Here is a 12,518-nt window from a genome sequence, read left to right on the forward strand (position 1 = left end):
GGAACTAAGCAATCTCCTACAACTATTTAGGTTCGCAATGCCAGGATTTCCACTTTTGTCAGGGCTAGATAGGTTATGTCTTTTGTGAAAAGAGAATTTCAAAAGAATGCCTTTTAAAATAATAACGAATCAATTTCTTACATAAACAAGATAATGTATATATTTGATGAATAAAGCGATACAAAGTAGCCCATATAGAACCAAATTAAGTTTATACACGCTATTTTGTAACTATATATACAAGTTGGCAGCAATTTTAAACCACCATCTATGAAAAAGACACTTCTATTTATTACATTTTTTATCACATATTTAAATTATTCACAAATAATCAAATTTGAAAATCCAGCTTTTGAAAAAATAGTTTTGACTAAATATCCTGAAATTGACATTAATAAAAATGGAAATATTGACTATGACGAATCTCAAACTATCACAAAATTAGACTTAATGGAACTCAACATCGAGAATGCTAATGATGTGAAAAGCTTTAAAAATCTTACTTATTTATCATTGACTATAAATGATATTGTTGATTTCAAATTAGATGGTCTTCAATCGTTAAAAGAACTTTATATTGCTAGAAACAAACTAAAAAATATTCAAATTTCAAATTTGCCATCTTTAGAAAGATTTGCCTGCGGTTTTAATCAACTGGAAAAAGTAAAAATTTCAAATTGTCCGAATATTGTATCATTAAACACGATGGACAATAAAATTCAAGAATTAAATTTGAAACCTTTCAAAAATTTAAAATACCTAACTGTTGACAACAATAAATTGAAGAAATTAGATTTATCAAATAATCCAGATTTAATTCAAATTGTAATAAACAAAAATAAAATTGAAGTCATTGATATTACTAAAAATCAAAACCTAAAAATGAACATTTTATACCTTGATGAAAAAGTAAAAATTATCGGAACTGAAAATCAATTAAGAAATTACAAAGTTGCACCGACAATAACTACAGAAGAACCGCCTCGAACTAAATAAAAAACTGCTGTAACACACGTTTCTCGGAATTACTTCATCCGTTCGCTGCGCTCGGGTGCGAATTTTGTAGTAAATTCACGTTCACGTTTCGAAAGAAATATTATCTTTAACAAAAATAACAAAACCTATGAAAAACCTACTCGTATATTATTTAGTCATTTTAGTTCCTTTTTTCGGTTTGCTTTACGTAATGAAAAACGAGTTAATCGATGAAGATTGGTGCATTGCTTTGTTGGTGTTTTACGCCTTTATTTACAGAACACTAACCGATTATTTCCGACTAAAAAGCAAAAATGTAATTACAAGCAAGCAGTTTTTTTCATTGTTAATTCCAGGTAGCCGTATCAAGTATTTTAAAGAATTGTATTTCGCTTAGTTGCTAAATCCAACTCTGGTTTATTATGGATACTCTAAAAGAAATTCAAGATTTTATTGCAACATTGTCCGAGCCAAAACGAAGCGAAATAAACGAGTTGCATGATGTAATTATGCAACAAAATCCGGGCTGTACACTTTGGTTTTTGGATGGTAAAGATAGCTCGGGTAAAGTAATTGCAAATCCCAATATTGGTTATGGAACTCAAATGATGCCGTATGCTGGGGGTAAATCGAGGGAGTTTTATCAACTAGGTATCAGTCCCAATCAAACAGGAATTTCGATTTACATAATGGGCTTAAATGATAAAAATTACTTGAATGAAAATTATGCCGCTACCATAGGTAAAGCCAGTGTAACGGGGTATTGTATCAAATTTAAAAGTCTTAAAGATTTAAATAAAGACGTGTTGATTCAAGTTATAAAAAAAGGATTTGAAGCTAATTAGTTTTTCGGGCGCTCCACAAATTCCAGTAAATCTATATTGACTTTTGAAGTAAAGACACCATAATTCACAACCACTTTATTTTTTTCTATTTTTTCTAAAACGCCAACAGCTTTGCCATCGTGCATGCGTACACGATCCCCAACTTTAAGCACCATTTTTGGTTTTTCGGGTACCAGGGCCGCCTTGATTTTCTTCTCTTTCTTTTCTTGTCGAATTTCTTCTACCTTAACAGTAACTTCTTCCACAATTTTCTTCTGGATTACCTCTTGAACTTTCTTTTCTTTGGCAGAAATTTTTCTTCGCTTGCTGTTTTCAATTTCAATCATTTTTAAGAATTCACCAATAAGCACTTTCTTGTCTTTGTTGTTGAAATAGGTGTCGGCAATATCATCAATCTTTTGTCCAATGTAAATTAGGCGTTGATTGGCATCATACAATTCTTGGTAGCGCTCTAATTTCTCCTTGATCTTCAGGTTAATTTGCTCCATTTTTTTGCTTTCTTCACGAACTTTGGTTTCTTCTTCTTTCAAGTTATTAGAAGTTTTTTCCATTTTGGAGCGCTCTTTTTGGAGCGTAGCAATCGTCTTGTCAAAGCGTACTTTTCCACCTTCAATTTTCTTTTTTGCACGGTTAATTAACCCAAATGGGATTCCGTTTTTTTGTGCCACCTCAAAGGTGAACGAACTACCGGCTTGTCCTAAAATTAATTTATACAAAGGTTCCAACGATTTCTCGTCAAACAACATGTTGGCATTGCTGGCATGAGGCAATTCGTTGGCTAATATTTTAAGGTTTGAATAATGCGTGGTGATGATACCAAATGCTTCCCTATGATAGAATTCTTCAAGAAAAGTTTCTGCCAATGCACCACCCAATTCGGGATCAGAACCGGTCCCAAATTCATCAATGAGGAATAAGGTTTTGGCATTGCATTTCTTTAAGAAATAATTCATGTTTTTCAATCGGTAGCTGTAGGTGCTTAAATGATTTTCAATCGATTGGTTGTCACCAATATCCGTTAGAATACGGTCAAAAAGAAAGGTTTCACTGCGTTCGTGTACCGGAATCAACATCCCCGATTGCAGCATTAATTGCAACAATCCTACCGTTTTTAGCGAGATGGTTTTCCCACCGGCATTGGGCCCCGAAATCACAATAATACGGTTGTCTTGATTTAATTCGACCGTCTGCGGAAAAGTCACTTCTTTCTTTTCCATATTATTCAAATACAGAATAGGATGGAAGGCTTCTCTAAAGAACAAACGTTTCTCTTCAATGATGTTGGGTAATAACGCATTTATTTTGTTGGCATATTTGGCTTTGGCCGCAATGACATCAATGTCGCTTAAAAAGTCTTGGTATTGCAAAAGCAAATCCACAAAGGGTCTGATTTCATAGGAAAGCTTCTTTAATATCTTGGTGATTTCTTCGCGCTCTTCGTATTCTAAATTGCTTAATTCTCTTGAATATTTTAAGGTAGCTTCGGGTTCGATGTAAGCAATGCTTCCGGTTTTGGAACTACCCAAAATGGAGCCTTTCACTTTTCGGCGGTACATGGCCAATACAGCCAAAACCCTCCGATTTTCAACAATACTTTCTTTAATATCATCCAAATAGCCCAAAGAATTGTATTGCGATAAAGCGGTGCCAAAACTTTGATTTACCTTACCGCGAACGGTGCTCATTTCTCTGCGAATGTGAATTAATTCGGGTGAGGCATTGTCTTTGATGATGCCGTATTTATCTACAACTTCATCAATTTTTTGAATGATGATTTTCGTAAATTCAATTTGACTTGCTTTCTCGTTCAGTTTTGGATAATACTCATTGAATTTTTTAAAAAATAACAATAAAACATTCACCGTTTCCGAAAGGGTGGCTAGTTTTCTAAAGCTTCCCACTTCAAGAAAGCTGTCTTCAATAGCCAAGAAATTAATATCGTTGGTGCTGTTTTCAAATCCATGGTTGGGGATGGCATTGTTGTTGGCAAACGACGAAAGGTATTCTGAGGTTTGCAACAACGCCTGCATAAGCACCTCTTTATCCTGAATTGGAGTAATTTGCAACGCTTTTTCCTTGCCGATTTCGGTGTTACAACGATCCGAAATAGTTTGCAAAATGGTATTAAATTCGAGGTCTTGAAGTGTTTTTTGAGTTATTGAAATCATGGATGAGTTTACGAATTTTCAAATTTACAAAGTTTAAAGGGAATTAGGTCAGAAATTCCTAATTTTGAAGAAAAAATTATAAAATGTTTATCCAAGAAAATTCCTGGCAAAAGCTATTGGCAACCGAGTTTGAGAAACCGTATTTCTTGGAATTAATGCAGAAAGTAGAACAGGAATATGCTACGCAGACTTGTTTTCCCCAAAAAGAACTGATTTTTAATGCTTTCGAAAAATGCCAATTTCAGGATTTGAAAGTGGTTATAATTGGGCAAGACCCTTATCATGGTGAGGTAAACGGAAAATGTGAAGCCAACGGATTGTGTTTTTCGCTTGACGATGGGATTCCCATTCCGCCGTCATTAAAGAATATTTTCACCGAAATTAATTCGGAATTTGATCGCATCTTTTTTCCGACTTCCGGGAATTTAGAGCGTTGGGCAAAACAAGGAATTTTATTGTTGAACTCTGGTTTGACTGTTCGTAAAGACCAAGCCAACAGCCACAAACATTTAAAATGGAATGTATTTACCGATGCGGTGATTCAGAAAATTTCGGAAGAAAAAGAACATATTGTTTTTTTGCTTTGGGGTGGATTTGCTCAAAAAAAAGGAAGTAAAATCGACCGATCCAAGCATTTGGTTTTGGAGTCGGGGCACCCTTCGCCATTAAGTGCCAACCGAGGTTTTTGGTTTGGAAACCAACATTTTAAAGACACCAATATTTATTTAAAAAGCAACGGAATTCCCGAAATCGAATGGTGATTAGTCTAAGGTTAAAGCACTCAAAATAGCTTCTTTCATAAAAGGTCCACCTGGATATTTAGCAGTATAATCTAAGTTAAGCCAAGCATTTCCGCGTTCGTCAATGTGGTAATGAATGGGTTTATTTGCACTTTCTTTTGGAAAAAGCACTTTTTTTATTAAGTAATTTATGTTTTCCATATCGGCTCTTTTGCCTATTAATATTTCAGGATAAATGTGTCCGTCGGTATGAATTAATCGAGGTGTTCCGCCAATTGATTTTACAGCTGCTGCCATTAAAATGGAGTGGTCGTCACAATCTCCAGATAAATATTGAGCCGATTCACTTGCTGTTGCAATGTATTCTTCCCCTTTGGGATCATGTACATAGGTCCAATTGGAATTGATTTCTTTGAACACAGCAAAACACTGAATTATCGTTAAGTATTCTTCATAGCCTTTGGCTTCCATTACATTTTTTTTGATTGCTCGAATAGCAAAATCGCGCACTTTTGGATTTTCATATTCAATTGCATTTAAGGTTTTGTTTTTGTTTGGAAAAGGCAATAATTTATCTACAATAATATCTTGCGGATAGGGATTCTCTGCCATGGCATACAACATAGATTGGTATTCTATAAAAACCGTTTGAAAATTGTATTTACCAAATAGTGTTCCGTAAAACAAAGCGATTAAATAAAGAAAAACACTAATTAAAGTAATGCGGCGCATGGCTTGTAAAACCAATTGAATTATGATTAAAATCACTACAAAAAGTAACACCCGATCCAAATGGAGGTACCAGTTAAATTGAATGAGATTTTGATGCGTAATGATAAAAATAGGAATGGCAATTAAAACGTTTAAAACAAAAATAATGATGATGTCCCACGGTTTTTGAATCGTGAATTTTTCAGCAAGATCATTGTAATAGTATTTTAAATTATGCTTCATAACCAAAAGCTAGAGTGCTATTACCAAATTTATAAAAGGAGCTTTTTTATCAATAATATTTAGTTCGAGTAATTGATTTTGAATGGTTTCTAATTGCGCTTCATTAAAAGGACTTTGAGACCATTGGGTCAACTTTAACCACTGCTGAATGTCCTCTATTTTTTGATTGAATTGATTTGCTAAAACAACATCAATATTCGGAATGCTTTTAAAACTTTGAGTTTGCTTGTTGATGACTTCTAAAAGTTTTTTTATTTCTTCAGGATTTTCTTGAAGGATTTCCTCACGCACAGCAATTACAAAACTAGGCCAAGGAGTAGGGCAATCGGCAACTCTTCTGAAAATGCCTTTATCAACTAGTGGTTTGGTCATGAAATGTTCCCACATGAAGTAATCTGCGGTTCCATTTGTTAAAGCGGTTACCGCGCCATCAATGGTATTTACCACTTCAAAAGTTAAGCTTTTTTTATCCCAACCTTGATTGTCGGCATTTACATAAGCCATTAATTCGGAACCCGATCCAAACCGAGAAATCGCAACTTTGGTATTTTCCAAATCGGCAAGCGTTTTGTACTTGGAATTTGCAGCAACATGAATTCCCCAAATTAAAGGACTTTCCACATAAATTTGAACCAGTTTGCTGTTGTTGCCATTTACGATGTCTTTAATAATTCCTTCCGTTAGAATCACAGCAATATCTGTAGATCCATCGCGTAGCATTTGACATAATTTTCCGGTTCCTTCCGGAATGGCAGTCCATTCTAAATCGATACCAACCTCTTCAAAATTTTTATTCTCAATTGCTAGTTGCCAAGGAAGATTAAAATGTTCGGGAACTCCTGCTATTTTTAGGGATTTCATTTTTTTAAGTTTCTTTTATAATCTTCAAAAAAATATTGCCACCATTTCCAAATTACTCCATCATTGTTAGGATATTCTTCTAAAAGTTGAAATCCAGCTTTACTAAGTATGTGGTTTGAAGCACCATTTTCTTTATGGGTATAGGCATTCATTTCTTTGATATTCATATGGTTGAAACCATAATCTAACCATGCTTTGGTAGCTTCAGTAGCATAACCTTTGTTCCAAAATTCTTCTTTCAATCGATAGCCATAATCGTAAAAATTGGTATGGCCATTTTCAAAATGATCGTTAATGTATTTCAATCCAGTCCAACCAATGAATTCGCCTGTTTCTTTTAATAGGGTTGCAAATCTTCCAATTCCGTTTTCATTGTATTGCTTTTGCAAATATTTGATAGTTTGTATCGATTCGTCCAGTTCAAGAGTGGGTTTCTGCCAAAGATATTTATGTACATTTGGATTGTTGTCCATGTTGTACAATGCCTCAGCATCAGATAATTCAAAGGGACGGTATAAAAGGCGCTCCGATTCTAATTTGATATTCATAAATAGTACTATTCAGCCAATTTATTTAAGGTGTATTCAATTAAGGCATCAACCGCTTTATAAGGATCTTCACTGAAAGTTCCTGTAGCCCGATTGGCAATAATGGCATTCATTGACAAACATTGATGCCCAAGAAGTTTTCCTAATCCATAAATGGCACCGGTTTCCATTTCAAGGTTGGTCATTTTAATGCCCTTGTATTCAAATTGATCCATTTTACTATTCAGTTCAGGATCTTGAATAGGCATGCGTAAAACACGACCTTGCGGACCGTAAAATCCACCGGCAGTTCCGGTAAATCCTTTATAAATGGAATCGCTGTCCAATCGTTTGGCTAGGATTTCACTTCCTTGAATCACATAAGGACGTCCTTTTCTTAAATCCCAATTGGTTTGTTTGATAAAAGCATCTTCCATGTCGGTTTCCGAAATTTCGTCAATGCAATAGGAGCGAAGCATGTTGTCTAAACCCAAACCGTATTGACTCAATACAATGCTATCACATGGAATTTCTGCCTGTAAGGACCCCGAAGTTCCAATTCGGATAATATTTAAAGAAGTTAGTTTTTCTTTGATGGTTCTGGTTTCTAAATCAATGTTCACTAGAGCGTCCAATTCATTCATTACAATGTCAATATTATCAGGGCCAATTCCTGTTGAAATCACCGTGATTCGTTTGCCTTTGTAAATTCCGGTTTGGGTTTTGAATTCTCTTTTTTGAAGGGAAAATTCTATTCTCGAAAAGTGTTTGGTAATTTTTTCTACACGATTTTGATCACCAACAAAAATAATATCTGTTGCAATGTGTTCTGGTTTTAGATTGAGGTGGTATACACTTCCATCAGGGTTCAATATTAATTCGGATGATGCAATCATGTTGTTTTATTTAAAGTTGGTAATTTATCCACCAACTCGTTTTGTTTTAAATCCTTTAGCTTGTAGGATTTGCATTATTTTGTCTCGGTAATTCCCCTGAATGATGATGGCTCCCTCTTTAAAACTTCCGCCCACACTGAGTTTGGTTTTTATTTCTTTAGCCAAAATTTTGAAATCTTCTTCATCGCCTTCGTAGCCTTCAATTATGGTAGTGGGTTTGCCATTTCGTTTTTCGAATTTGCAAATCATCGGCTCCTTTTGAATCAGTAACTCATGAGCAACTTCCTCCGTTTTTTCGGGTTCAGAAGAAACTTCATGATCTGGAAATAACTTTTTTAATTGATCTTGTAAGTCCATTTCTGTTATTTCTTTATTAATCCCAATTCTACCAAACGCTCATTTAAATAATCGCCTGCGGTTATGTCTTCAAATTGCTTTGGGTTGTTTTCATCAATACATTCCGGCAAGCAATTAAGTTTCATATCACTCACTGGGTGCATAAAAAACGGAATGGAATACCTAGAAGTTCCCCACAATTCTCTCGGTGGATTAACCACTTGGTGAATTGTTGATTTTAATTTATTGTTGGTGTGTCTTGAAAGCATGTCTCCCACATTGATCATCAATTCATCGGGCTGGGCAATAGCATCAAGCCATTCGCCAGCATGATTTTGAACCTGTAATCCTTTTCCTTGGGCACCCATTAATAGCGTAATTAAGTTGATATCGCCATGTGCAGCGGCTCTAACAGCGCCATCTTTAGGCTCGTCAGTAATTGGAGGGTAGTGGATTGGTCGTAAAATGCTATTTCCTTCTTCAATATATTGATCAAAGTAAAATTCATCTAAACCAATATGAATTGCTAATGCTCTTAATACATAAATTCCGGTTTTTTCTAATTGCTTGTAGGCCTCTTTACCGGTTGAATTAAAATTAGGTAACTCGGAAACGGTAACATTTTCGGGATACTCATCTGCATATTTTGAATCAGCATTTACATATTGGCCGAAGTGCCAAAACTCTTTTAAATCGCCTGCAGATCTTCCTTTGGCATGTTCTTTTCCAAAAGAAATGTAACCTCTTTGTCCGCCAATGCCTGGAATCTCGTATTTCGCTTTGGTTTCCAAAGGCAGGTTGAAGAAGTTTCGAACTTCAGAATATAAATCTTCTACCAATTGATCATTTAAAAAATGTCCTTTTAATGCTACGAAGCCAATATCTTCGTAAGCTCTTCCGATTTCATTTACAAATTTTTGTTTACGTGCCGGATCATCCGACAGGAAATCACGTAAGTCAACGCTTGGAATTTGTTGCATGCTTAGTCAAATTTAATATTTTTCACGAGGATTCTAAAACGTATCCTAGCTACAAATATAGCAAATTTTAGAAATTTATTTGGCAATGATTCATTGAAAGTGATTTAAATACTATTTCTGCGTTGTGTATTATTTTGAAACCAATTACTTTTGCAAAAACAACATACAACAAAATGAATACAATCACAACTACTAATTTTCATTTCCCTAATCAAAAATCGGTTTACCGCGGTAAAGTCCGTGAAGTTTATAATATCAACGATGATCTTTTGGTTATGGTTGCCACCGATAGACTTTCAGCTTTTGATGTGGTAATGCCAAAAGGAATTCCTTATAAAGGTCAGATTTTAAATCAAATTGCTACCAAATTCATGCAATTAACTCAGGATATTGTTCCGAATTGGTTGGTTGCAACTCCAGATCCTAATGTGGCAATCGGGCATTTATGCGAGCCTTTTAAAGTGGAAATGGTTATTCGTGGTTATCTTTCAGGACATGCTGCTAGAGAATATGCTTTAGGAAAAAGAGTACTTTGTGGAGTTGAAATGCCAGAAGGATTGAAAGAAAATGATAAATTCCCAACACCAATAATTACGCCGACTACCAAAGCAGATATGGGAGTTCACGATGAAGATATTTCTCGTGAAGCGATTTTGTCAAGTGGAATTGTATCGGAAGAAGATTATTTAGTTTTAGAAAAATATACGCGCGCATTGTACCAACGCGGAACTGAAATTGCAGCTTCTCGCGGTTTGATTTTGGTGGATACTAAATATGAATTTGGAAAAACAAAAGACGGGGTTATTGTTTTAATTGACGAAATCCACACACCTGATTCTTCGCGTTATTTTTATGCCGATGGATACCAAGAAAGACAAGATGCAGGAGAGGAACAAAAGCAATTGTCAAAAGAATTTGTAAGACGTTGGTTAATTGAAAATAATTTCCAAGGAAAAGAAGGTCAAACCATTCCGAATATGACCGACGAGTACATCGATTCTGTTTCGCAACGCTACATAGAGTTGTTTGAGAATATTATTGGCGAGCAATTTGAAAAAGCTGATATTTCAAATATTCAAGATCGAATTGAAAAAAATGTATTGGCCTATTTGAATAACAAATAAAAAAAAGTCCCAAATTTTTGGGACTTTTTTTTGATAATCTAATTCTATTTGAAATAGGAAAAATCGTGGTTGTTTTCAATCTTCAACAACGATTCATATATCAACTCAATTACATGTTCAACATCTTCACGTTGCACCATTTCTACAGTGGTGTGCATGTAGCGCAGCGCTAACGAAATCAATGCAGAGGCAACTCCGCCGTTACTGTATGCAAAAGCATCCGTATCGGTACCAGTTACTCTAGAAGTGGCATGTCTTTGAAACGGAATTTTCTTTTCTTGTGCGGTACTTACTATAAGCTCTCTAAGAATGTTTTGAGTTGCAGGTGCATACGCAATAACCGGCCCTTTACCTATCTGTAAGTCGCCTTCAATTTTCTTTTCAATCATTGGGGTGGTGGTGTCGTGGCAAACATCAGTCACAATAGCAACATGTGGTTTTATTGTTTGGGTAATCATTTCAGCACCTCGAAGTCCGATTTCTTCTTGCACCGAATTTACAATATACAATCCAAATGGAAGTTTCTTGTTGTTTTCTTTTAGTAAACGAGCTACTTCAGCAATGATAAAGCCTCCCATACGGTTGTCAATAGCTCTGCAAACAAATTTATTTTCGTTTAAAATCATAAATTCATCCGGATACGTAATCACGCAGCCTACATGAATCCCTAATTTTTCAACTTCTTCTTTAGTAGCACAACCGCAATCAATAAATATATTATGTAACGTTGCTGATTCTTCTTTTCCGCGATTTCGGGTGTGAATTGCAGGCCATCCAAATACACCTTTTACAATTCCGTTTTTAGTATGAATGTTTACCCTTTTAGAAGGAGCAATTTGGTGATCTGATCCGCCATTTCGAATTACATAAATCAATCCATTATCGGTAATGTAGTTCACATACCAAGAAATTTCATCCGAATGTCCTTCTATTACAACGCGGTATTCTGCCCCTGGATTAATTACTCCAACAGCACTTCCGTAGGTGTCGGTGATGAAAGTATCTACATAAGGTTTTAAATAATCCATCCATATTTTCTGTCCACCAGCTTCATATCCTGTTGGTGATGGGTTGTTTAAGTATTTTTCTAAAAATTGAATAGAAGATTCGGTAAGTATTGATTTTTTCGACATAAAAATATTTTTTTTGCTAAAATATAAATTTGGCATTACACTTGTTAGTGTTATTATATATTTTTACCCTAAATTTTTCAGCCATGTTAAAATCAAAATTTCTCTTACTATTTTTTATTTTATCGATCCCGGTATTTGCTCAAGTAAATGATGAACTTTTGTTAGAAAAAGATCCTCAAATAAAAGAATTGGATTCGGTTAAGATGGATACTATTATGCTTAATGATGTTTCTTTTTCTAAAGTTAGAATGAGTGCTGCAGAAAGAAAAGAATTTCTCATTCTTCAAAACCGTGTTTTAAAAGTATATCCTTATGCAAAAATTGCTGCAGAACGAATTGCTTTATTAGATAAAAATAGGGGTAATTTACAATCTAATAGAGATAAGAGAAGGTATTTTAGACTGGTTGAAGATTATTTAGACAATGAGTTTAAAGACAAATTAAAAAAACTATCTCATAAGCAGGGTCAAATATTGGTAAAGCTTATTTACCGCCAAACCGGAGTTTCTACCTACAACCTTATTAAAGATTATAAAAGCGGTTGGAAAGCCTTTTGGTCAAATAATGCAGCACACCTATTTAAAATCAACCTAAAAGAAATTTACGATCCATTTAATAGTAATGAGGATTATTTAATTGAAACGATTTTATATCGCGCATTTTCTACAGGCAGACTTCAAGAACAACGTGCTGCAAATCCAATCGAAATAGATCAATTAAACGAGCATTGGGAAAAACTTGCACAAAAAATTAATAAGAAATAATTTTTTTCAGGAGCGAATCCTTGTGCTTTTTTGCAAAGATAGTTCCTGCTTTCGTCTATAGTCTTGCTTGAATCAAGCAAGAGCTACCGTCTCAATCAGGGCTAGGAGAGAGAGATTTCGAAACTATTTTTTGTTTTTTTAAGAAAAAAGTTAGGATAACAACCTTCATAGAATCAAGGGGTTAAAAAGTAGAAAAGCAAGAGTTGCATAAAAAA

General features: G+C 34.8%; 14 protein-coding genes. 6 read left to right on the forward strand and 8 right to left on the reverse strand.

Annotated features, from left to right (window positions below; translation table 11 throughout):
* The first annotated feature begins 270 nt into the window (after positions 1-270).
* From ACKOWY_RS03570 to ACKOWY_RS03580, 3 genes are all read left to right on the forward strand, one after another.
* A complete protein-coding gene (locus tag ACKOWY_RS03570; protein WP_408940073.1) occupies positions 271-996 on the forward strand; it encodes a hypothetical protein in 726 nt (241 codons plus the stop codon).
* Between the two features lie 127 nt (positions 997-1,123).
* The gene (locus ACKOWY_RS03575) at positions 1,124-1,372 is read left to right on the forward strand and encodes a hypothetical protein (protein WP_408940074.1); all 249 of its coding nucleotides are present in this window, start codon (positions 1,124-1,126) and stop codon (positions 1,370-1,372) included.
* Positions 1,373-1,397: 25 nt separating this feature from the next.
* Entirely contained in the window at positions 1,398-1,820 is a 423-nt protein-coding gene (locus tag ACKOWY_RS03580; protein ID WP_408940075.1) for a DUF1801 domain-containing protein, read from the forward strand.
* Here the strand turns inward: ACKOWY_RS03580 and ACKOWY_RS03585 are convergent.
* The gene (locus tag ACKOWY_RS03585; protein ID WP_408940076.1) at positions 1,817-3,988 is read right to left on the reverse strand and encodes an endonuclease MutS2; all 2,172 of its coding nucleotides are present in this window, start codon (positions 3,986-3,988) and stop codon (positions 1,817-1,819) included. The genes ACKOWY_RS03580 and ACKOWY_RS03585 overlap by 4 nt on opposite strands.
* An 83-nt stretch (positions 3,989-4,071) precedes the next feature.
* On the opposite strand from ACKOWY_RS03585, the gene ung reads away from it, so the two are divergent.
* Entirely contained in the window at positions 4,072-4,749 is a 678-nt protein-coding gene (gene ung, locus ACKOWY_RS03590) for a uracil-DNA glycosylase (protein ID WP_408940077.1), read from the forward strand.
* Here ung and ACKOWY_RS03595 read toward each other — a convergent pair whose 3' ends face one another.
* From ACKOWY_RS03595 to ACKOWY_RS03620, 6 genes are read right to left on the reverse strand one after another with little or no spacing between them, the layout of a single operon-like run.
* On the reverse strand, positions 4,750-5,682 hold the full coding sequence (locus ACKOWY_RS03595) for a transglutaminase (RefSeq protein ID WP_408940078.1): 933 nt from the start codon (positions 5,680-5,682) through the stop codon (positions 4,750-4,752). It abuts the gene before it with no gap.
* Positions 5,683-5,691: 9 nt separating this feature from the next.
* Positions 5,692-6,543, reverse strand: a complete 852-nt coding sequence (locus tag ACKOWY_RS03600) for a substrate-binding domain-containing protein (RefSeq protein ID WP_408940079.1) — start codon at positions 6,541-6,543, stop codon at positions 5,692-5,694.
* Positions 6,540-7,091, reverse strand: a complete 552-nt coding sequence (locus tag ACKOWY_RS03605) for a GNAT family N-acetyltransferase (RefSeq protein WP_408940080.1) — start codon at positions 7,089-7,091, stop codon at positions 6,540-6,542. The genes ACKOWY_RS03600 and ACKOWY_RS03605 overlap by 4 nt, the downstream gene beginning before the upstream one ends.
* An 8-nt stretch (positions 7,092-7,099) precedes the next feature.
* Positions 7,100-7,966: a nucleoside phosphorylase gene (locus ACKOWY_RS03610; protein ID WP_408940081.1), complete on the reverse strand. Its 867-nt coding sequence runs from the start codon at positions 7,964-7,966 to the stop codon at positions 7,100-7,102.
* Between the two features lie 24 nt (positions 7,967-7,990).
* On the reverse strand, positions 7,991-8,323 hold the full coding sequence (locus ACKOWY_RS03615; RefSeq protein ID WP_408940082.1) for a translation initiation factor: 333 nt from the start codon (positions 8,321-8,323) through the stop codon (positions 7,991-7,993).
* 5 nt (positions 8,324-8,328) lie between these two features.
* Positions 8,329-9,282, reverse strand: a complete 954-nt coding sequence (locus ACKOWY_RS03620; protein ID WP_408940083.1) for an isopenicillin N synthase family dioxygenase — start codon at positions 9,280-9,282, stop codon at positions 8,329-8,331.
* A gap of 173 nt (positions 9,283-9,455) precedes the next feature.
* On the opposite strand from ACKOWY_RS03620, the gene ACKOWY_RS03625 reads away from it, so the two are divergent.
* A complete protein-coding gene (locus tag ACKOWY_RS03625) occupies positions 9,456-10,406 on the forward strand; it encodes a phosphoribosylaminoimidazolesuccinocarboxamide synthase (RefSeq protein WP_408940084.1) in 951 nt (316 codons plus the stop codon).
* A 44-nt stretch (positions 10,407-10,450) separates the two neighbouring features.
* Here ACKOWY_RS03625 and ACKOWY_RS03630 read toward each other — a convergent pair whose 3' ends face one another.
* Positions 10,451-11,539, reverse strand: a complete 1,089-nt coding sequence (locus ACKOWY_RS03630) for a M42 family metallopeptidase (protein ID WP_408940085.1) — start codon at positions 11,537-11,539, stop codon at positions 10,451-10,453.
* Between the two features lie 83 nt (positions 11,540-11,622).
* Here ACKOWY_RS03630 and ACKOWY_RS03635 point away from each other — a divergent pair, with 83 nt between their 5' ends.
* A complete protein-coding gene (locus tag ACKOWY_RS03635; RefSeq protein WP_408940086.1) occupies positions 11,623-12,303 on the forward strand; it encodes a DUF4294 domain-containing protein in 681 nt (226 codons plus the stop codon).
* Positions 12,304-12,518: the final 215 nt, after the last annotated feature.

This window comes from Flavobacterium sp., from assembly GCF_046073885.1.
In the GTDB taxonomy this organism is placed as follows: Bacteria; Bacteroidota; Bacteroidia; order Flavobacteriales; family Flavobacteriaceae; genus Flavobacterium.